Here is a 21,957-nt window from a genome sequence, read left to right as displayed (position 1 = left end):
TATCCTATCGTACGGCTGCAATACTCGCACAATTAGCGCGGCCATGTGCCGGGCAGGCTGGAACAGCTAATCCATGCCTATGCGCCCCGCGGCGCCCTGCTCCAGGGCTGCCGGTACTGTATGGCCTCGCCGATATGCGCCGCGCCTATGGCGTCTTCCCCCTGCATATCGGCCAGCGTGCGCGCCACGCGCAGCACGCGGTGCGCCACGCGCGCCGACCAGCTCCAGCGCGACATGGCCTGGCCCAGCAGCTTGCGCGCGGCGGCATCCAGCACACAATAGCGATCCAGGTCGGTGACGCCGAGGCGTGCATTGGGATAGCCCTGCCGGTCCAGTTGGCGCCTGCGGCATAGTTCCACCCTGGCGCGCACCAGAGCCGTTGCCTCGCCGGGCGGCGCGTCCATCCAGGCCGCGTCGGCAGGCGGCAAGGCGATCTGCAGGTCGATGCGGTCGAGGAGCGGTCCCGACAATTTGCCGCGGTATTTCTCGATGCGATCGAGGCTGCAGGAGCAGCGCATGGTGGCATGCCCGAGCCAGCCGCAAGGACATGGATTCATGGCGGCGATCAATTGAAACGATGCGGGAAAAGCCAGGGTGCGCGAGGCCCGGGCGATAGCCACCCTGCCGGTCTCCATGGGCTCGCGCAGGGATTCGAGCACCCGGCGCTCGAATTCGGGCAGCTCGTCCAGGAACAATACGCCGTGATGGGCCATGCTGATCTCGCCCGGCTTGGGGTGCATGCCTCCGCCGACGATTGCCGGCGCGGAGGCCGAATGGTGCGGAGCCCGAAAAGGCGGCGCGTCGCTGACCGATTGGGCAGCCCCGGCAATGCCGGCCAGGGCCGCGACTTCCAGCGCCTGGGTATCGGCCAGCCGCGGCAACAGGCCCGGCAGACGATACGCCAGCATGCTTTTGCCCGCACCCGGCGGCCCCGACATCAGCAGGCTGTGGCCGCCCGCGGCGGCGACTTCCAGTACGCGGCGCGCCATGGGCTGGCCACGCACCTCGGACAGGCACGCGTCGCTTTCTTCGGCCGGCGGCGGGATCTCGGGCTCTGCACGGGGCAACTGGGCCCGTTCCGAGAAATGCGCAACGACCTCTTGCAGAGTGCGTGCGGCCATCACAGTAAGCCCGGGAACGCGCGCGGCGGCGCCTGCGCTGGCGGCGGGCAGCACCAGCCGCAAGGCCGGGTCGCTGCGCGCCACCGCCAAGGCGATGGCCAGCGGCGCCCCTACCGCCACCACGGCTCCCGTCAAGGACAATTCGCCGGCGAAGACATAGCCGGCCAGGTCGGGCTCGCCGCTGCTGCCGCGGCGACGCCCAGGCACCTGCACCTGGCCCGAGGCCAGCAGCACGCCCAATGCAATAGGCAAGTCGAAGCGCCCGGATTCCTTGGGCAGGTCGGCCGGCGCCAGATTCGCGGTGATACGCCCGGCCGGGAATTCCAGGCCGCTGCTGATGATGGCCGAACGCACGCGCTCGCGGCTTTCGCGCACGCCGGCGTCGGGCAGGCCAACTACGTTGAACGCCGGCAAGCCGGGTCCTACGTGGACCTCGACCCGTACCGGCAATGCCTCCAGTCCGTACAAGGCCCGGCTGGCCAATACCGCCAGGGACATCCGCCCTCCTTCCAATGCCGCACGCGAGTCTGTCTCGCATGCCGGAAGGCCAAGTATCACGCGGATCACGCGGCACGTGCTGCGCCGTGTATCCGATTTGTCCCACGAGGGTTCTACTCAAGCACGCGTCATGGCCAGGCGCGGATCACCGGGCGCCTGTCCCCTATGCCTTTATTCCTGCACCCGGCACAGCGCCATGATGCCGGCCAGCGACGCCTGGTTCTCGATATCCAGGACCTGTGCCATCAAGGCCCGCGCTTGTTCCGCGGGAATCGCGCGCGTGGCGTTCTTCATGAATTTTTCTTCGATGGCGGCCCGGGACAAAGGCGTTTCGGGGGTGCCGAGGCTGGTCGCCTTGCGGCAGGCGTAACGGCGGCCGTCCTTCAGGTGCACGATGACTTCTCCGGGGAAGTGGACGGGATAATCGCTGGCGGGATCGGGCAGGCAATACGCCTTGTCGGCAACGGCCAGCACTTCCGGCGCGTCCAGCGCTTCGTCATAGAAGGTGGCGAGGTCCACGCGGCCGCGCACCAGCGCGACCGACACCACATACTGCACGCTGAACAATGCCTGGTACGGAGTCACGGGGCGGATGCAGCGTGCACGCGGTTCGGCGACCATCTTGTGCAGGCCGGCGCTCAGCAGGCAGTCGATGCGCTCGATGTCTTCCAGGGCGAACTGGCCGCGCAGTTCCAGCGCGGCGTCGACGAAGGCATGAATGAAATGGCAGCAGGGATAGGGCTTGAGCGCGATGCCCAGCGTCTGCCAGGCCTGGCCCAGTTGCGCGGTGGGCAGCGCATCGCCTTCGGGGATGCGCTGGATGTGCGAGGCGTAAAACCCCCGGCGGCCTTCGAGCACGGTATCCGGCCCGCTGAAGCCGGCTCGTGCCAGGGCCACGGCGGACAGGCCGCAATGCGCCGCCCAGCCGGGATGCAGGCGCTTGAGCCAGGAGGTGCCCCGTTCCAATATGCCGGCGGCCTGGCTGCCGCACAGCCCCAAGGCCCAGACCAGGGCCTGCTGGTCGGCCTTCTGCAGCCGGCCCGCGGCGGCCGCGGCGGCGAAAGTGCCGCACAAGGACGTCGGATGGAAGGCGCGGTCATGGAAATCGCCCGCGCCCACGGTGGCCAGGCGGCAGCCGATTTCCAGCGCCGCGATGAAGGCGGTCAGTACTTCGGCGCCGCTCGCCCCGCCCGCTTCGCCGGCGGCCAGCACGGCGGCCAGCGCCGGCGCCGTGGCGTGGTAGATGGCGCCGATGTGCGTGTCGTCGAAATCCAGGCCGTGGGCCAGCACGCCGTTGACCAGGGCGGCGGAGGTGGCCGGCAGGCGTTCCCCGCTGCCTATGGCGGTGGCTTGCGCGCCCTGCCCCAGTTCGCGTGTGCCCTGGAGTATGGCGCGGCCGAAATCGAAGCGTGTGGATGCCAAGGCAATGCCCAGGGCGTCCAGAAAATGTTCCTTGGCCAGCGTGCGCACCGCCTGCGGCACCTGGGCGAGATCCAGGTTCAGGGCAAATTCGGCCAGCGTGGCGGATTCGGTCAAGGCAGCGTCTTGTATCTGCTTGGGTACTGCGATCGAGGTCATGATGCACTCACTATCTGGAATTTGAAAACATGGCCCGCGGAAAACGCGGGGATTTCGGCGTACATGCAAAGCACGGACAGATGCCGGCACGGAATCGCGGCCCTCGAGCCGAACCCCGGGCGGGCGGCCCGCGCTGCGAGAGCCTCAGGGAATCCGGATGTCCAGCAAAGGCGCGTGCTGCTGCGCGCCGAAGGTGTCGCGTTCCCCCGTCGTGCCCTGGCCCCAGGTGCGGCGCAGGGTCAGCTTGAAGGCCAGCGCCGGCTCGAAGAACATGCAGGTGATGACGTCATTGACGCCGACACCGTAGATCTGCGCCAGGCGCTCGGCCTGCAACACGTCGCTGTCCCTGACCCGCTCGTAGACATCCTTGCGATCGAATATGACGTCGAAAGTGATTTCGAAAGGTCCTGAATTTTTGCTGCGCACCACTTTGGCGAGTTGTCTCAATGAAGCTTCGGGCATGCTCAGATCTCCAGGTGGCGTACGGGAAAGAACCCGGCCGGATCGTCGATTTCCATCAGGTGATAGACCGTGAATTTGCATACCGGGCCGATGGGGTTTTCGGGGGGATTCAGGGGAATGGCGAAATTGCCCGCGGTGGCGAGCTGCCCCGGGTACGGCATGTGCAGCACGGAGATGCGTACGCTGCTGCAGATGGCATTCGCCAGATCCTGCGTCGGCGCCGTCACCTCGCCCAGCAGGCCGATCTCGTGCGGCACGACGTGCTTGAGCGGTTCGAGGTCTCCCATGACGCCGTTCCTGCCGTATACGTGGAAGACCAGTTGGGCCTGGCCCGCAGCCAGCTCGGGATAGGTCGCCTCGGCGCGCTTGCGCACGCCGTCCAGGAATGTGTCGATCTGGCCTATCAATATGGGGTCGCGCACACCGCCCACGAAGATCGTGCGGTAGCCTGAGACTGCCGCCCCTTCCACCTTGATGCTGTATTGCTGCGAGGGAGTGAAGACGCTGCCGCTGACGCGGACCCGGCGCTCGTCCAGCGCCTCGTAGCGGGCGCCGCGCAGGTCCAGCACCCCGCCGGGGCCGTACAGCATGTCGGGCCGGGTCTTTTCATAAAGCGTGTGGGCGGCCACCGACGCCGGCGTGCAGCGTTCCGCGGGATTCATGGGTTCGAGATCGAAACTGTCCCGGCGGATCGTGGCCAGGATCACGCGCCCCTTGGGTTCGGCGCAATTGGCGCCGCACTCGACGATCTTGCCCATATGCCAATAAACGCCGGGGTCTATGCCATGCAGGCTGCACAGGCCGGCATACGGCGAAGGGTCGTAGGAACGGCCGCTGACGACAATATCGACGTCGGGATGCTCGGTGAGTAGCCTGGCATAGGGCTCGCCCCCCATCTGCGCCACCAGGTTCACCGCCTGGTCTATGGCCTCGTGCGTCAGGTCGCCGGACGGACCGCATTCGGTCACGCGGCCTTCGTCCAGGCGCTGGTGCAGCAGCGTCTTGTCGATATTGGAGTAGATGGCGGCAAGCTTGAAGCGGTAGCCGTTTTCACGGGAAATCTGGCCGATGAGTTCTATCATCTCGTCGACGTGCCGGTCTATGCCCGGGCCGCCGGCGGAACTGACGAACAAGCGGATCTTGTGCCGGGCCGCTGCGCTGAGTATCAGGGAAAGATCGCGGACATATGCCTCCCGGGTCACTAGCGTCTTGCCCAGGCCCAGCAAATACGGCCCGGGATCGGTAGAGCCCGAGTCGACGATCATGGCGTCCACTCCACGCTCGACACCGCGCCAGAAATGCTCCTCGGGAATGCCGTAACCGAGCATGCCCTGAGGCGTCAGGATCTTGAGTTCGGTCTTCATGCGGCTCTCCGGCTGCCGGCGTTCGGGCGCCAGGCGTGCACGGCGGGCCGTGAGACCCCCAGGGTGTCGCGCAAGGTGTTGCCCGGATACTCGCGCCGGAACAGGCCGCGCCGCTGTAGCTCCGGCACCACGAGGCGCGCGAAGTCCTCGTACGAACCGGGCACGCGAGTCGCCGACACGACGAAGCCGTCGCAGGCGTGCTCGAACCATTCCTGCATCTCGTCGGCCACCTGGGAAGCGGTGCCGACGAAGGTGGGGCCCTCCTTCAAGGTGCCGCGCCCCGAGCCCTCGACGAAGTCGCGCACCGAAGGATTCTTCTTGCCGGTCTTGGCGATGACCTTGTCCCTCAGGCTCTGCCACGATACGGCAGCCAATTCCTCGTCTGTGAATGGCAGGTCGTAGGGCCGCGCCGAAAAATCGACATTGAGCACTTCGCACAGCAGGGCCAGCGAATCGATCGGCTTGGCGAGGGCGGCGGTCAGCTCGTATTGCTCACGCGCCTGTTCCGCGGTGTCGGCAACGATGACCTTGACGGCCGGGGCTACCTTCACGGTGTCGGGGTTGCGCCCCGCCTTGGCGATGGCGGATTTGAGAAACTCGTACTGCTTGCGCCCGGCCTCCAGCGAGGGATACGAGGCGAACACCAGTTCCGCCCAGCGCGCGGCGAAAGCCATGCCCCGGCCGCTCTGCCCCGCCTGCAGCAGCACGGGATGGCCTTGCGCGGAACGCGGCACGGTCAAGGGCCCCTTGGAGCGGAAATAGTTCCCCACATGATCCAGGCGGTGCACTTTGTCGGGATCGGCAAACCTGCCCTCGCCCGTCTTGTCCAGCAGCAAGGCATCGTCTTCCCAACTGTCCCAGTGGCCGGTCACCACTTCCATGAACTCGTCGGCCCGGTCGTAGCGCAGGTCGTGTTCCAGGTGCTCTTCGTAGCCGAAATTCTCGGCTTCGGAATTGTTCAGCGAGGTCACCACGTTCCAGGCCACGCGCCCGCCGGTCATCAGGTCCAGCGTGGCGAACAGCCGCGCGACATGATAGGGCTCGTAGTACGTGGTGGAATACGTCGCCCCCAGGCCCAGCCGAGAAGTGGCGGCGGCCATGGTCATGAGCACCACGGAGGGATCGAGCTTGACCGCGCGGATGCCGTTGGCGACGGTGTCGCGGTGGTCCTTGCCATAGATGTCGGGCATCGCCAGGCGATCGTCGAAAAAGGCCATGTCGAACTTGGCATCTTCCAGCGTGCGGGCAATGCGCTGGTAATAGGCCGGCGACATGAAATCGCTCATGGACGACGGGTGCCGCCAGGAGCCTACATAGTTGGAGCAATTCTGGGCCTGCATGAACGCGATCAGGCTCATTTGGCGGCTGGGTGTGGACATTGTTGCTTCCTTTTGCGATGAAATGATGAGCGGCACGCCTGGCGGTCAGTCCATGTGCGCGCCCGAGTCCTTGACCGCGCGGCCCCACTTCACCTGCTCTTTCTTCAGGAACTGGGCGAAGTGATCGGCGCTGCCTCCATCGATCAAGGAACCGAGCAGCGCGTAGTGGCGCTTGACTTCGGGCGTGCCCAAGGCATGGTTGGCCGCGGCGTTGAGTTTCTCGATGACGGCCGCGGGCGTGCCGGCCGGCGCAAGAATCCCCGACCACGCGGCAGCGTCGAAGCCCGGCACGCCCTGCTCGGCGATCGTCGGCACGTCGGGCACCACGGGGTCGCGCTCGCCGCTGCTCACGCCCAGCGTCTTGAGCTTGCCGGCCTTTACTTGCGGCAATATCGAAGACGAGGTGTCGAACGCGAACTGCACGCGTTCGGCCATCAGGTCTATCACCATTGGCGCGGAGCCCTTGTAAGGCACATGGGTGATCTGCATGCCGGTGGCCTTTTTCAGCATTTCCATCATGATGTGCGCCGTCGTGCCGTAGCCGCTGGATCCGTAGGAAACCTTGCCGGGACGCTCCTTCACATAGGCGATCATCTCCTGCAGATTGTTCACAGGCATATTGCGGGCGGTGCTCAGGAACTCCACGCTGGTATCCAGCAGGGCCACGGCCTCATAGTCCTTGGCAGGGTTGTAGGGCAGCTTCTGGTAGAGCGCGGGGTTGATGGCCAGCGGCCCCGACGAACTCAGCAGCAAGGTGTAGCCGTCGGCCGGGGAATTCTTGACGAACACATTGGCGACGATGCCGGCCGCCCCCACCTTGTTGTTGATGAAGATGGGCTGCTTGAGCACATCGCTCATGCTCTTGGCGATCAGGCGAGCCACGGTATCGGAGGCCTGTCCCGGAGGAAAGCCGACTACCAGTTGTATAGGCCGGCTCGGATACGGGCCTCCCTGGGCCCGCGCCCGCATGAACGGGGCAAGCGCCAAAGGAGCGGCGGCCAAGGTCTTGGCGAAATCGCGTCTGTTTATCATCATGTCTCCTGTAATCGGTAGATAGCTGTAGTAGTGGGTAGATGGTTTGTGGTAGTGAAAATCGCCGTGGGAATCCGGAAACCCGGAAGCCCCATGTTTTGTCGGCAAACCCGGCTTGCGGCACCGCCTCAGGCCTGCGCGGCTTGCTGTGGCGGCCGGTAGCCCAGGCGCTGCGAAAGCTGTGCCGCCGCGGCCGCCAGCGCCTGCGGCACGGCGCCGTCCCAATCGGGGTCCAGGCGGCTGGCCCTGGAAGTCAGCGACAGCGCCAGGACCATGCGGCCTTCGGCATTGAAAACCGGCGCGCTGAAGGCATTGACGGCAACCTGGTGCACGGGCGACGCCCCGGGTTCGGTCGCCCTGGCCAGCCCATGCCGGCGCGCCTCTTCGACGTGGGCCTCGAAGCGCAGCTTGCGGGCCATGTCGTCGTCATCGTCCCGGCGCGACAGGCGCAGGTCTTCTTCCACCAGCGCCGAACTCACGCTCGGCGGCAAGAAGGCGGTGAACGCCCTGCCCGTGGCCGACCTGACGATGCTCATGACATAGCCGGTACGCAAATTCTCGCTGACAGGGTTGCTCGAAGGCTCCCAGCGGATCGCCGTGGGACCGCGGTTGCCCCATACGGCCAGGCACAGAGTGTGCTGGCCGACCCGCTCGCAGATTTCGGGGAGCGCCGCCGTGGCCACGCGTATGGCCTCGATATCGGCGAGATTCGAGCCGCCCAGTTCCAGCGACACGGGGCCGAGGTCGTGGGCATAGGCCACCATATAGCGCCCCCTGCCGAAAGCCAGCGGCTTGGACTCCGGACGATGGCGCATATTTTCCACCCGCCCGAGAAACACCACATGATCGCCGCCCGGATAGGTGGCGACCTTCCGGCATTCCAGGTGCGCCGCGCACTCGTCGATCACGGGCGCGCCGCCTATGCCCTCGCTGAAGCTCATGCCGCTGAACTTGTCTTCGCCCGATTTGGCGAAATGGTTCGACACCGAGATCTGGTTGTCGGCCATGATGTTGATCACGAAGTAGTCGCTGTCGCGGAACGCGGGGTGGCTCTTAGACGTGAGCGACTGGCTCCAGAGGATGAGCGGAGGGTCGAGCGATACCGAACTGAACGAATTGGCCGTGACGCCATAGTTGCGGCCCTGTGCGTCACGGGTCGTCACCACGGTCACACCCGTCAGAAAGGTTCCCATCACGTTGCGGAGATCCCGCGGATCCAATTTCGACTGAGTCGGCACGCTCTGCATTTTGCTCTCCATCGCGGCAGCTTGCATGTGCCGCGGATGAGGAAATTCTAGGAGCCGGACAGACCTTAGAGAAATTGTGAATGCCAATCTATTTATTGATGGTGCCTATTAATGGCCGGCGGCGCCGCAAGCCGGCAAAGCCATGTAACGCAGGCGCAGAGGCCATGTTTTGCCTTGCGCCCGGCGCAGCCCCGGAGCCGCCTTCGAAGGCCGGAATACGGACGCCCGGAAAGGGCAAGCCATGGATGGAAAATGCGATCGGAATGGCGCAAGACGATCGGAGTGGCGCCGGCGACGTTCGCGGCGCCGCGCAGCCCTTCAACCCAGGCTCGATGCCTCGGGAAACGCCTGCTGCAAATAGCGGCAGAAGCTTTGCACCGTCGAGCTCAAGGCTGCATTGCGCAAGGTCGCGATGCCAAAGCTGCGGCTCAGGCGGATGCCCTCGATTTCCACGACGACATGTCCTTCCTGCCGCGGGCGCCGCGTCATGGAGCGCGGCAGCAAGGTCATGCCCAGGCGTGCGTCGAGCATGCCGATGATGGTGTTGAGATTGCCGGCGGTCTGGGCGGGCGGCAGAGCCAGGCCGCGGCGGCCGATGTCCTCGGCAATGCGCGCCAGCATGGGCTCGTAATGCTGCAGGACAACCAGCGGATACGCGGCCATCGCGTCGGGGCTGACGCTGCTGGCATGCGCCAGGGCGTGATCGGAAGGCACGACCAGCACCATGTCGTCTTCCCGCACGGGCTGGAAGCGGAACCGCCGATCGTGTTCCTGCAAGGCCAGCACCGCCACGTCCGCCTCTCCCGACAACAGTGCATTCAATGCATCGCGATAGCGCAGGTCGCGCAGCTCGATCTGCACGTCAGTATATTTCTGGCAGTACGAATGAATGATGAGCGGCAAGACTTCGGCCGCCAGCATCGGAGTCGCGGCCACCGCCACGCGGCTGCGCGAGGCCTGGGCCTGCTGGTGGAAGTTTTCGACCAGGCTCTGCAGGCCGTGCAGCACCTGGGTCGCCTCGCGCAGCAGCAGCGCCCCTTGCGGCGTCGTCTGCACCGTGCGCGTGGTACGGATCAACAACTTCGTATCCAGCACCGCCTCGAGCCGCTGGATGCGGCTCGTCACCGAAGGCTGGGTGATGTGCAAATGTTGCGCGGCCAGGCTGAAGCTGCCCAGCTGCGCAACGGCGATGAAGGTTTCGAGTTCCGCCAGATCGATACGCATCGAAAGCGGCAGCGCCTGACGTATCGAGGACATCGGGAGGGAATCCATTCCGGGCTGGTTCATGGGATTGATCATGAGTTTAGCTCGGATCCTGCAGTGAGCCGGCCAGTCCGCTGCAATCCATTTTCATGCCTGGGTGTCAGGGCTCCGATTCCAGGGCAAGCTGGACGACCACACCGTCAGCCTGGCGCGCAGCCGATCCAGGTACAGGTAGATCACCGGTGTAGTGTACAGGGTGAAAACCTGGCTCAGGACCAGGCCGCCCATCACCGTGATGCCCAGTGGCTGGCGCAGCGACGCCCCCTGCCCTATGCCTACCGCCAGAGGCATTGCGCCCAGCACCGCAGCCGCTGTAGTCATCATGATCGGCCGCAGGCGCAGCACGGCGGCCTCATGGATCGCCTGCCTGGCATCCAGCCCCCGATCGCGCTGCAGCCGGACGGCGACGTCGACCATCATGATGCCATTCTTCTTGACGATCCCGATCAGTAGAATGATACCTATCATGGCAATCACCGAGAACGGCGTGTCGAACAGCAGCAAGGCCAGCGTAGCGCCGATTCCAGCTGAGGGCAGTGTCGACAGGATGGTGATCGGGTGAATCGTATTCTCATAGAGGATGCCGAGCACGATATAGACCACAGTCAGAGCAGCCAGTACCAGCAGCGGAACGGTGCCCATGGATTGCGAATACGCCCGCGCCGCCCCAGCGAAGGCACCATGGACGGAAGCCGGCATGTGGATGTCCTGCGCGGCCTTGCCGATCGCGACGGCGGCCTGGCTGAGCGAACCGCCGATCGGCAGATTGAACGAAACGGTCGCAGCGACCAGGCCGCTCTGGTGATTGACTTGAGTGGCCGTATGGCTGTTGGTATAGCTGGCCAGTGCCGACAGCGGCACCATGGTCTCGGCTGCCGTGCTGTCGGCGCTGCCACTGGAGCTGCCGCCCTTGCTGTTGGAAATGCTGTTGGTGAGACGGTTCGCCTGGGCATCGGCATTGAGCATGCTGGAGCCCGATGCGGCCGACTGCGACGGGCCTGTAGCGCTCGACAGTACGACTCCCGAAACGGTTCCTCCGGGCATGCGCGTCTGCTGGGTGCCGGTCGGATTGCCGGCCGCGCGACTGAAATAGACCCGGTCCAGCCCTTGCGGATACTGCCAATATGGCGGAGCCACCTCCATTACCACGAAATATTGGTTGAGAGGATTGTAGATAGTGGTCACGGTGCGCTGCCCGAAAGCGTCGTACAACGCCGTATCTATCTGGTTCGGCTGGAAGCCGTAGCGCGCCGCGGTGCTGCGGTCGATCGTGATGTACGTCTGCAGGCCATGCTGCTGCAAGTCCGTGTTCACATCTTGTATCTGCGACGAATACTTGCCCAGCGCGGTCACCAGCTTCGGAGTCCAGGTATACAAGGCCTGAGGGTCGTCGCTGGTGAGTGTGTACTGGTATTCCGACGCCGACTGGCGCCCTCCTATCCTCAAGTCCTGCTGCGCCTGCAGGAACAGCCGCGCGCCCGACACTCGGTTCAGCTTCGGCCTCAGCCGGTTGACCACTTGGGCAGCAGAGATCTTGCGCCGCGCCAGCGGTTTGAGTTCGATGAACACTGTGGCCGAATTCAACGACCGCCCACCGGTGAAGCCGGCCACCGAAGCGACCGCCGGATCCTCTTGCACGATCGCCTGCAGTTGCGCGAGCTTTTTCTCCATCGCCGGAAAGGAAATGCTCTGGTCGGCGATGATGTGCCCGATGAGGATGCCAGTGTCCTGCTCCGGAAAAAAGGTCGTAGGGACCAGCTTGAACAGGAAGACATTCAGCACCAGCAGGGCGATGAGCGTCAGGATCACAGTCCGCGCGTGGTCGAGTACCAAATAAAGCGTGCGGGAGTAGAAACGCTTGAAGCGTTCGAACAGCGCCTCCAAGTACATGGCCCAGCGGCCCTGCGGCTTTTCGGCATGGTGGCCGCGTAGCACATAGGCGCACATGACAGGCGTGACCGTCAGCGAAATTACCAGGGAGATCAGGATGGCGATGGACAATGTCACCGCGAACTCATGGAACAGCAGCCCTACGATGCCCGGCATCAGCAAAATGGGCAGGAATACGGCGATCAGCGACAGGCTCATGGAAATGACCGTGAAGGCGACTTCCGCACTACCCTGCAAGGCGGCATCCAGCGGGCTCAGGCCCGCTTCGATATGCCGGGTGACGTTCTCCAGCACCACCACCGCGTCGTCAACCACGAAGCCGGTGCCTATGGTCAGGGCCATGAGAGAAAGGTTGTCCACGCTATAGCCCAGCAGGTACATCGGCCCGAATGTTCCCACGATGGACAGTGGCAGCGCCACCGCCGGCACCAGGGTGGCCCGCGGCGAACGCAGGAACACGAAGACTACGCCGACCACCAGCAGCACGGCGAGGAACAAGGTGCGTTCGGTGTCCTGCACCGATGCATGCACCGATTCGGAATGGTCCATTGCCACACCTACGTGGATGCCATTGGGCAGCGTCGCCTCGATCGAGGGCAGCACCTTGCGGATCTGCGCGACGGTATCAACCACATTGCTGCCCGGCCTCGGGTAGACGATTACCAACACCGCCGACTTGCCGTTGTACAAGCCCGCGTTACGGATATTTTCATTGGAATCCTGAACGTCGGCGACATCGCGCAGGAGCACCGGGGCACCGTTGCGGTAGGCGATGACCAGGTCCCGGTATGGCGCGGCCTTACTGATCTGGTCGTTGGATACCACGTCGTAGCGTATGCCATCCTGGTCGATATGCCCTTTCGCGCTGTCGGCATTGGCCGCACTGATCGCCGCGCGCACATCCTCGAAGCCGATGCCGTAGCTATTTAGCTTGCCCGGCTGAAGTTCGACCCGCACCGAAGGCAGAGCGCCGCCGCCCAGAGTAATCTCCCCTACCCCGTTGATCTGCGACAGTTGCTGTTGAATGACCGAATCGGCGGAATCATAGAGCTGGGCCTTGGTCAGGGTGTCGGAGGTCAGGGCCAGGACCATGACGGGAGAATCTGCCGGATTGTATTCGCGGTAACTGGGGTTGCCGCGCAGCGTAGTAGGCAGGTCCGCGCGGGCCGCCTGGATCGCCGCCTCCACGTCTCGCGCCGCGCCATTGATATTGCGGCTCAAGCCGAACTGGATCACGATCATGGCGGTTCCCACGCTACTGATCGAGGTCATTTCATTGACGTCGGAGATGGTGCCCAGGCGCCGTTCCAGGGGCTCGGCCACGGTGGTGGCCATGACGTCGGGGCTGGCGCCGGCCATACTGGCCCGTACTACGATGACCGGATACGACACATTGGGCAGCGGCGCGACCGGCAGATGAAAATAGGCCAGCATCCCGGACAATACAATGGCAATTGCCAACAGAGTGGTCGCCACTGGCCGCCGGATGAACAGTCCCGGAATGTTCACGGCACGATCTCCGCCGGCGCATCACGCCCACGCCTTCGCAGGCGCCGAGCGACCCGGTCGAAGAACAAGTAGATCACCGGCGTGGTGAACAGCGTCAACATCTGGCTCAGAGTCAAGCCACCGATGATGGCCAGGCCCAGCGGCCTGCGCAGTTCCGAGCCGGTTCCCGTTCCCATCAGCATCGGCAAAGCGCCCAACATGGCCGCCAGGGTCGTCATCAGGATGGGCCTGAAGCGCAACAGCGACGCTTCGAAGATTGCCTCGCGGGGCGGCTTGCCGTGTTCGCGCTCGGCCTCGAGCGCGAAGTCCACGATCATGATCGCGTTCTTCTTGACAATGCCGATCAGTAAGACGATGCCGATGATGCCGATCACGTCCAGGTCGCTGCCGGCGATCATCAACGCCAACAACGCGCCTATGCCTGCAGAGGGCAGCGTCGACAGGATCGTCACCGGATGAATGAAGCTTTCATAGAGCACGCCCAGCACGATATACACAGCCACCAGCGCAGCGATCAGCAAATATATCTCGCTAGACAGCGAATCCTTGTACGCCTGGGCGGCACCCTGGAACGTGGATGTGATCGACGCTGGCAGATGCACAGCCTGCTGAGCCTGCTGGATGTCGCGCACGGCCGTGCTCAGGGACGCACCCTGGGCCAGATTGAACGACACCGTGACGGCCGGGAACTGAGCCAGATGGCTGATCTGCAGTGGAGTCTTGACGATTTTGATGGTGGCGATCTGGGACAGCGGTACTTGGCCGCTGCTGCTGGTCTGGCTGGGCAAATACAGCGTGCCCAGAGACTGTATTGTCGGCAGCGACTTGGGTTGGGCGACCAGAACCACCCGGTACTGGTTGGCCTGCTCGAAGATGGTCGAGACGATACGCTGACCCAGGGCGTCATAGAGCGCATTGTCGATGGTCGCAGGAGTAATGCCGTAGCGCGCCGCCAATTGGCGATTGACCTCGACGTTGATGCTCAGGCCGTCGCTATCCAGGTCGCTGGTCACATCGGTAATGGAAGAGATCTGCTTCATCCGCTCGACCAGCGCTGGCACATACTGCTCGAACGCTTGTTGGCTAGGCCCGCGCAGCACGAATTGGTATTGATTCGGCGAAACCGTGGTGTCCAGAGTCAGGTCCTGCTCGGGCTGCATGTACAGCTTGATCCCGGGCACCCCCGCGACTTCCTTCTGCAGGCGCCGCACGATCTGCAAGGCGGTGGAGGAACGCTGGTCGCGCGGCCGCAAGTTGATCAAGAAGCGCCCCTTGTTCAACGTTGCGTTGGTCCCGTCTATGCCTACATACGACGTCAGCGACACCACATCGGCATCCTTAAGTATGGCATCGGACAGCGCCGACTGGCGTTGCGCCATGGTCTTATAGGACACCGAATTGTCGGCCACGCTGATGCCCTGGATCACGCCAACGTCCTGCACGGGAAACAAGCCCTTGGGAATGGTGATGTACAGGACTGCCGTAAGAGCCACGGTGGCGGAGGCCACCAGCAGCGTCAGCGTCTGGTGGTCCAACACCCAGCGCAGCCCGCGCTCATAGGCTGCCAAAGCCTTGTCAAACAGCCTTTCGCTGGCACGCTCGAAACGGCTTGGGCTGCGCTGCGCCTGTGCCCGCAGCAGGCGAGCGCATAGCATTGGCACAAGCGTCAGCGACACCACCGCTGAAATAACGATGGTAATCGCGAGCGTGACGGCGAATTCGCTGAACAAGCGGCCGATCACGCCCCCCATGAACAGCAAAGGAATCAGCACCGCGATCAGCGAGACGGTCAGCGACAAAATGGTGAAACCTATCTGCCCCGCTCCTTCCAGCGCTGCCTGCAAGGGAGTCTTCCCTGCCTCCAGGTAGCGCACGATGTTCTCGATCATGACAATCGAGTCGTCCACCACAAAACCCGTGGCGATGATCAGCGCCATCAGCGACAAGTTGTCGATCGAATAATCCAGTTCGTACATCAGCGCCAAGGTGCCGATCAGCGATACTGGCACGGAAATGCTGGGGATGACGGTGGCCGGCAGATTGCGCAGAAACACGAAGATCACCATCACCACCAGAGCTACCGCCAGCACCAGCTCGAAAGCGGCATCCGACACCGAAGAACGAATCACGCCAGTACTGTCGGAGACCACGGCGACCTGCATGCCCGCAGGCAATGTGGCCTTGAGCACTGGCAGCTCTTTCATGATCTGGTCGACTGTGGCAATGACATTCGCGCCCGGCTGGCGCTGCACGTTGAGCACGATGGCCGGCGTATGGTTGTACCAGGCACCCTGATCGACATTCTGCGCGGCCTCGGTAATGGTGGCGACGTCTCGCATGAACACCGGCGCACCGTTCTGGTAGGCGATGACCGTGTTCAGATACTGCTCGGGGCTAGTGATCTGATCATTATCGTTGATGGTGTAGTCGAGTTCGGGGCCATCGAAATTCCCCTTGGGCTGGCTGATGTTGACCACTCCCAGCAACGAGCGCAGGTCGTCCATGTTCAGCCCATAGGCGGCCAGCTTCTGGGGGGATGCTTCGACCCGTATCGCCGGCACATTGCCTCCGGCCGACGACACCAGGCCCACACCTGGCACCTCGGAAATCTTGGTCGCCAGGCGGTTGTTGGCAGCGTCTTGCAACTGGGTCAGCGACATCGACCTGGACGTCACCGCCAGTGTAAGGATGGGCTGGTCGGCGGGGTTGACCTTCGCGTAGGTAGGCGGCGCCGGCAAGCCGCTGGGCAAGAAGCTGTTGGCCGCATTGATGGCCTGCTGGACATCCTGCTCGGCAATATCCAGGTTCAGTGAGAGGTTGAACTGCAGGGTGATGACCGAAGCCCCGTCCGAACTGTAGGAAGTCATCTGCTGCAGGCCTGGGATCTCGCCCAGTTGCACCTCCAGCGGCGCCGTGACCGTGGTCGCCATGACGCTGGGGCTGGCACCCGGGTAGAAGGTCTGCACCTGTATGGTCGGATAGTCCACGTCGGGCAGCGAAGAGATCGGCAGGAATCGCAGCACGACCAACCCCACCAGCACCAGCGCTATCATCAGCAGCAGTGTCGCGACCGGCCTCAGGATGAACGGACGGGATATGTTCATGGCTTGCACGCCTGCTGTCTACGACGCTGTGGCCCTGGCACCGGGCGCCGCGACATGCGCTTCGCCCTTCGCGGCCGCGGGCACAGCGGTCTTGGCGGCAGTAGACTTGGGCGCTGCGGATGCCGAGGCCGAAGCGGCGCCCGGCGCGCCGGGCGCGGATGATGCCGACTGGGCAACCTTGATCCTGGCGCCATCGCTCAGCCGGTCCAGTCCATCGGTAACCACGACGTCACCTGCCGACAGGCCCGAAAGGATGACGGTATGCTTGCCGTCGCTCGGGCCCAGGGTCACTTTGTGCACCGACACAGTCTGCCCCGCATTGACCAGGTAGACATAGTCACCGGGGGCACCGCTCTGCACCGCGGCAGTCGGCACCAGCACTGCATTGTGCAAGGTATCCACCAACAACCTGGCATTGACGAACTCGTTGGGAAACAAAACCTCGTCGTCGTTGGCGAAAGTCGCCCGCAGAGTCACGGTACCAGTGCTGGTGGCCATCTGGTTGCTGATCGCGTACAGGGTGCCGCTGGCGAGCTGGCGGCTGTTCTCGCTGTCGTACACCGTGACCGGCAGCTTGGCGCCCGAATTAACGCGTCGCAGTACCTTGGCAAGCTGATTCTGCGCAACAGTGAATTCCACCGTGGTCGGCTTCATGGTGGTAATGACCACGATGCCCGGCTGCGTCGAAGCGGTGACATAGTTGCCAGGGTCGACCAACCGCAGGCCAACCCGCCCGGATACCGGCGCGGTGATGTGGCAATAGTCCAGATCCAGCTCGTACTGAGCAATGCTGGCCTGGTCCGCCTTGACCGCAGCCTCGTCCTGCTGCACCGCGTAGCGCTGGTCGGTATAGGTTTGCTCAGCGATCGATTTCTGCCGATTCAGCAACGCATAACGGGCCAAATCGGAACGGGCCTGGGCCAGCGCAGCCTGGTCTTTACCCTGCTGGGCCTGGGCCTGCCGCTTGCCAATTTCATATGGGCGCGGGTCGATCTGGGCAAGAAACTGCCCTTTGGCCACGTCCTGCCCTTCCTGGTAGCCCACGGCCGTCAGATAGCCACTGAGCTGCGGTAGCACGGTGACAGTGGCCACTGGAGTCACTGTGCCCAACGCGCTGATGATCTCGGGCATGTCACCCACGGCCGCAGCGGCCGCCGACACCACCTGTGGCGGCGCGCCGCGCCTGCCTTTTCCAGAACCGCGCAAATGTGCGATCGCCAGCACGATCAGCGCTACTGCCGCTATTGCAAGCAGGATGCGGCCCAGTGGGAAACGCCTTGCCTGTGCCGGCTGAGTTTCGCTCATAACGACCCCGAAAGAGATATCGACGCCGCCGATGCCCGAGAGGTTCCCAGCTCACCAACGGAGCTTGAGCAGAATAACAGGCGCTTTGTTACGCACACAACTAGGGTCGTTGCATGAAAAAACGTCATGGCCGCCATGGCTATGCTGGGCGACTCCCAGGCGTGGCAAGGGTTTGGCGGGCATAGGGACGTGGCGCTGGGGGCGGCTCCACATTACTATCAGTTACGACTAGCCGTTTCGATCCATTACGAGACAAGCCGCAGCCTTTGCGTCACCGGCCTGCCCAAAGCCTCAGCCCACGGAAATCCAGCCGATTTTCAGGCGGTCTTCAGGCAGAAGGCTCCCGGCCCCGACACTTCTGGGGCCTGGTGGTACGGAATACCAAAGCACCTGCGCACTAAAGTACCTTTGCCAGGAAGTTCTTGGTGCGGTCCATTTGCGGATTGGAGAATATGTCTTGCGGCTTGCCCTCTTCGACGATGTAGCCGTCGTCCATGAAGATGACGCGATGCCCGACTTCGCGCGCAAAACCCATTTCGTGCGTGACCACCACCATCGTCATGCCTTCGACAGCCAGCGCCTTCATGACCTGCAGGACCTCGCCCACCATCTCGGGGTCGAGCGCCGAAGTGGGCTCGTCGAACAGCATCACTTTCGGCCCCATGGCCAGCGCCCGGGCAATGGCCACGCGCTGCTGCTGGCCGCCGGAGAGCTGGTCGGGATAGCTGCTTTCCTTGCCCGACAGGCCCACCTTGGCGAGAAGTTCGCGGGCGATCCGGTTGCTGTCTTCGAGCCCTATCTTCTTGACCTTGCGCGGGCCTATGGTGATGTTCTCGAGTATGGTCAGGTGCTTGAACAGATTGAATTGCTGGAACACCATGCCCACGTGCTGGCGCAACTGGTGGATGTTGGTCTTGGGATCGGTGAGGCTCATGCCGGCGATCTCGATATCGCCGCTGGTCACCGTCTCGAGGCCGTTCAAGCAGCGCAGGAACGTGCTCTTGCCGCTGCCCGAAGGGCCGATGACCACGACAACTTCCTTTTCGTCCACATGGTTCGTGATCCCTTTGAGGATCTCGTGCTGGTCAAAGGATTTGTGCAGATCTTTAACGTTTATCAACTTGAAGCCTCCTCTCGAGGTAGGACGCGCACTTCGATACGGCGAAGATGATGATGAAGTACAGGACGGCGATAAGTCCCCAGATCGAGAACGAAGCGAAAGTGGCCGAGATCACGACCTCGCCCTTGTAGACCAGCTCGATGATGCCGACGGGCGCCAGCAGCGAGGTGTCCTTGATGGTTTGCGCCGCCTGGTTGACCAGCGGCGGAATCATGCGCTTGAACGCCTGGGGCAGCACGATGTAGCGCATGGTCTGGAAGTTCGTCATCGCGATGCTGGCAGCGGCTTCTTTCTGGCCGCGATCCACGCCCAGGATGCCGGCGCGGATGATTTCCGTGACGTAGGCGCCTTCGTTCAGGCCCAGCGTTACCGCGGCCGCGAGGATCGGATAGGTCAGTTGCCCGAACCACTGGTTCACCGGCAGGATGGCGGGCAGCCCCAGCACGATGAAGAACAACTGGACCAGCAAGGGAGTGGAACGGAAGATCTCGACATAGGCCGTCGCGATCCAGCGCAGGACCGCCGACTTGGACAGGCGCATCAGCGCCGCGATGAGGCCGATGATGACCATGAGGATGATGGCCACGATCGAATACTGGATCGTCAGTCGCAGGCCATCCAGGATGACGGGTAAATTCTGCCAGATTGTATTCATAAGCCTTCTTGTTCAGTCTGGTCGGCCTCGCTGCCGCGGCGGCGAGGCCGGTTCGGCGGGCCCGGCACCAGGGCTTGTTCACACTAAAAGGGGTGTCCCTTTCAGCGTGAACAAGCCCTAGGCCGGACGCATGTACAAGATCAGCCCGATACCGCCACGCTGTCGGGCTTCTCGACACCCTTGACGGCGCCGCGGGTATCGCCGCCGAAATACTTCACGAACAACTGGTGATACTCGCCGCTCTTCTTGATCTTGGCCAGGCCGGCGTTGATCTTGTCGACGAGTTCAGGCTTTTTCTTGGTGATGGCGATGCCGTAGTATTCGCCCGTCAGCAGGTCGCCGACGATCTTCACGTTCTTGTGGGATGTCTTGAAATTGACGTTGACGGGATTGTCGAAGACCACCGCATCGGCGCCGCCGGTCATGAGCGCCTGGTAGGCCACATCGATGTCCTGGAACTGCTTGATGTAGCGCGAGTCGATGCCGTGCTCGGTCATGTAGTCGACCGAAGACGTGGCTTTCTTGGTGGCCACGACATGGCCCTTGAGATCGGCGAAGCTCTTGATCTTGGAATCGGCCTTGACCAGCACGGACAGACCCGACTTGTAATAGGCATCGCTGAAATCGACGTTCTGCATGCGGCTTTTCTTGATGGTGATGCCGGCCACCGCGGCGTCGATCGAGCCAGCCTGCAGACTGGGGATCAAGCCGTTGAACGGCATGGTCTTCAAGGTGACCTGCATGTTCTCGGCCTTGGCGATGGCCTGGATCATGTCGATGTCGAAGCCCGAGACCTTGCCGTTGACTTCCGTTTCGAATGGCGGGAAGGTGGTGTCCGCCCCGACCAGTATGGTGAGCTTGCCGCCGGAAGCCGCGCTGGCCGTGAACGCGCAGGCCGAAAACAGCAGGCCAGCCATCAGAGTGGTGATTGATTTTTTCAAGGAAGATCTCCTTCAGGACTAAGACTAAGGACTTCTACGACGCCGGCGCCATGGCCTGCCTTACTTGGCGGAGGCCCTGCAGCACCCCGGAATCGAGAGCGTGTGGGGGCAAGTATGAGAGCGGCAAGCGCAGTAAGTCAAGCCGAGCGCCGCCGCGGCGCATGCCGGCCGCCATGCCGCTGCAAGAGCCGCTCTTTGTTCAGCTTGCAGAAAGTTTTTGCGGGAATATCCGTGGAATATCGGCGCAAGGCAAGGCCTGGCAAGGGCGCCCCGCGTCACGCGCGCCGCGGCTGGACAAGAGATGCCACGGCCTTTGCACGCTCGCGCGCATCCGCCACATTGTCCCCATAAGCCACCGCCACACCCATGCGGCGATGCGTATAGCTTTCCGGCTTGCCGAACAGGCGCAGGTCGGTCTGCGGGATGCTCAGCGCTTGCGCCACGCCGTCGAAGCTGATGCCCCGGGCATCGACGCCGCCATAGATGACGGCGCTGGCGCCGGGGCTGCGCAGCGCCGTGCTGACCGGCAGCCCGAGTATGGCGCGGGCGTGCAGTTCGAATTCGCTCTGCCATTGCGAGGCCATGGTCACCAGGCCGGTATCGTGCGGACGCGGGCTTACTTCGCTGAACCACACCTTGTCGTTCTTCACGAACAACTCGACACCGAACACGCCCTGCCCTCCCAGGTCGTCGGTCACGGCCTTGGCAATGCGGCGCGCCTCTTCCAGGGCCGCGGGGCTCATGGGATGAGGCTGCCAGCTCTCGATATAGTCGCCGGCCGATTGCAGATGGCCGATAGGTTCGCAAAAATGCGTCTGGATCGCGCCGTCCGCGCCACGGGCACGCACAGTGAGCAAAGTGATTTCATAGTCGAAGTCGATGAAGCCTTCGACTATGACCCGGCCGTGGCTGACACGGCCGCCGGCCATGGCATAGTCCCAGGCCTGGCGCACCTGCTCGGGGCCGTCGACCTTGCTCTGCCCCTTGCCCGAGCTGCTCATCACCGGCTTGACCACGCAGGGATAGCCGATGCCCCCGTCGATGGCGTCCTGCATGGCCTGCAAGGAATCGCAGAAGGCATAGGGGCTGGTGGGCAGGCCCAGGGTCTCGGACGCCAGGCGCCGTATGCCCTCGCGATCCATGGTCAGGCGCGCCGCACGGGCCGTGGGAATGACGCGGGCCACGCCTGCGTCTTCCAGTTCAACCAGCGCCTGCGTGGCGATGGCTTCGATTTCGGGCACTACGATGTCGGGCCGTTCGGCCTCGATCAGCGCCTTCAATTGATCGGGATCGCTCATCGCGATGGTGCGCGCATGGTGCGCGACTTGCTGGCCCGGCGAATTCTCGTAGCGGTCGACCGCGATGGTTTCGACGCCCAGGCGCTGCAGGGCAATGATGACTTCCTTGCCCAGTTCGCCCGAACCAAGCAGCATTACCCTGGTGGCATTGGGAAACAGCGGAGATCCGATCGTGGTCATGGTCGCGGGCG

At 63.4% G+C, this 21,957-nt stretch carries 15 protein-coding genes; all 15 read right to left on the bottom strand.

Annotation, left to right across the window (positions count from 1 at the left end; translation table 11 throughout):
• Nucleotides 1-77: 77 nt before the first annotated feature.
• The 15 genes from KVP10_RS00455 to purT all read right to left on the bottom strand — a co-directional run bounded on the left by KVP10_RS00455 (nucleotide 78) and on the right by purT (nucleotide 21,946).
• A complete protein-coding gene (locus tag KVP10_RS00455) occupies nucleotides 78-1,619 on the bottom strand; it encodes a YifB family Mg chelatase-like AAA ATPase (RefSeq protein ID WP_217962486.1) in 1,542 nt (513 codons plus the stop codon).
• Between the two features lie 171 nt (nucleotides 1,620-1,790).
• Complete coding sequence (locus KVP10_RS00450; protein WP_217962485.1) at nucleotides 1,791-3,197, bottom strand: MmgE/PrpD family protein; 1,407 nt, start codon at nucleotides 3,195-3,197, stop codon at nucleotides 1,791-1,793.
• 144 nt (nucleotides 3,198-3,341) lie between these two features.
• Nucleotides 3,342-3,659, bottom strand: a complete 318-nt coding sequence (locus KVP10_RS00445; RefSeq protein ID WP_217962484.1) for a DUF4387 domain-containing protein — start codon at nucleotides 3,657-3,659, stop codon at nucleotides 3,342-3,344.
• Between the two features lie 2 nt (nucleotides 3,660-3,661).
• Complete coding sequence (locus tag KVP10_RS00440) at nucleotides 3,662-5,023, bottom strand: acyclic terpene utilization AtuA family protein (RefSeq protein WP_217962482.1); 1,362 nt, start codon at nucleotides 5,021-5,023, stop codon at nucleotides 3,662-3,664.
• Nucleotides 5,020-6,402 carry an LLM class flavin-dependent oxidoreductase gene (locus KVP10_RS00435; protein WP_217962476.1) on the bottom strand — a complete coding sequence of 461 codons (1,383 nt, stop codon included), beginning with the start codon at nucleotides 6,400-6,402 and terminating at the stop codon, nucleotides 5,020-5,022. The genes KVP10_RS00440 and KVP10_RS00435 overlap by 4 nt, the downstream gene beginning before the upstream one ends.
• A gap of 45 nt (nucleotides 6,403-6,447) precedes the next feature.
• Nucleotides 6,448-7,437, bottom strand: a complete 990-nt coding sequence (locus KVP10_RS00430; protein ID WP_217962475.1) for a Bug family tripartite tricarboxylate transporter substrate binding protein — start codon at nucleotides 7,435-7,437, stop codon at nucleotides 6,448-6,450.
• A 125-nt stretch (nucleotides 7,438-7,562) separates the two neighbouring features.
• Nucleotides 7,563-8,627 carry a flavin reductase gene (locus tag KVP10_RS00425; protein WP_246600269.1) on the bottom strand — a complete coding sequence of 355 codons (1,065 nt, stop codon included), beginning with the start codon at nucleotides 8,625-8,627 and terminating at the stop codon, nucleotides 7,563-7,565.
• Between the two features lie 372 nt (nucleotides 8,628-8,999).
• Nucleotides 9,000-9,938: a LysR family transcriptional regulator gene (locus tag KVP10_RS00420; RefSeq protein WP_217962471.1), complete on the bottom strand. Its 939-nt coding sequence runs from the start codon at nucleotides 9,936-9,938 to the stop codon at nucleotides 9,000-9,002.
• A 93-nt stretch (nucleotides 9,939-10,031) separates the two neighbouring features.
• On the bottom strand, nucleotides 10,032-13,343 hold the full coding sequence (locus tag KVP10_RS00415) for an efflux RND transporter permease subunit (protein ID WP_217962470.1): 3,312 nt from the start codon (nucleotides 13,341-13,343) through the stop codon (nucleotides 10,032-10,034).
• Nucleotides 13,340-16,447 carry an efflux RND transporter permease subunit gene (locus KVP10_RS00410; protein WP_217962469.1) on the bottom strand — a complete coding sequence of 1,036 codons (3,108 nt, stop codon included), beginning with the start codon at nucleotides 16,445-16,447 and terminating at the stop codon, nucleotides 13,340-13,342. The genes KVP10_RS00415 and KVP10_RS00410 overlap by 4 nt, the downstream gene beginning before the upstream one ends.
• An 18-nt stretch (nucleotides 16,448-16,465) precedes the next feature.
• Nucleotides 16,466-17,752: an efflux RND transporter periplasmic adaptor subunit gene (locus tag KVP10_RS00405; protein ID WP_217962468.1), complete on the bottom strand. Its 1,287-nt coding sequence runs from the start codon at nucleotides 17,750-17,752 to the stop codon at nucleotides 16,466-16,468.
• 397 nt (nucleotides 17,753-18,149) lie between these two features.
• Entirely contained in the window at nucleotides 18,150-18,872 is a 723-nt protein-coding gene (locus KVP10_RS00400; RefSeq protein WP_217962467.1) for an amino acid ABC transporter ATP-binding protein, read from the bottom strand.
• Nucleotides 18,859-19,527, bottom strand: coding sequence for an amino acid ABC transporter permease (locus tag KVP10_RS00395; protein WP_217962466.1), 669 nt, complete (start codon nucleotides 19,525-19,527; stop codon nucleotides 18,859-18,861). Before KVP10_RS00395 ends, KVP10_RS00400 begins: the two co-directional genes overlap by 14 nt.
• A 140-nt stretch (nucleotides 19,528-19,667) precedes the next feature.
• The gene (locus KVP10_RS00390) at nucleotides 19,668-20,468 is read right to left on the bottom strand and encodes a basic amino acid ABC transporter substrate-binding protein (protein ID WP_217962465.1); all 801 of its coding nucleotides are present in this window, start codon (nucleotides 20,466-20,468) and stop codon (nucleotides 19,668-19,670) included.
• A 275-nt stretch (nucleotides 20,469-20,743) separates the two neighbouring features.
• On the bottom strand, nucleotides 20,744-21,946 hold the full coding sequence (gene purT, locus KVP10_RS00385) for a formate-dependent phosphoribosylglycinamide formyltransferase (protein WP_217962464.1): 1,203 nt from the start codon (nucleotides 21,944-21,946) through the stop codon (nucleotides 20,744-20,746).
• Between the last annotated feature and the right edge of the window lie 11 nt (nucleotides 21,947-21,957).

This window comes from Candidimonas humi (assembly GCF_019166065.1).
GTDB classification, from domain to species: Bacteria; Pseudomonadota; Gammaproteobacteria; order Burkholderiales; family Burkholderiaceae_B; genus Candidimonas; species Candidimonas humi.
Note: the sequence above shows the minus strand (reverse complement) of the source record. Positions and strands in the feature narration are given on the sequence as shown.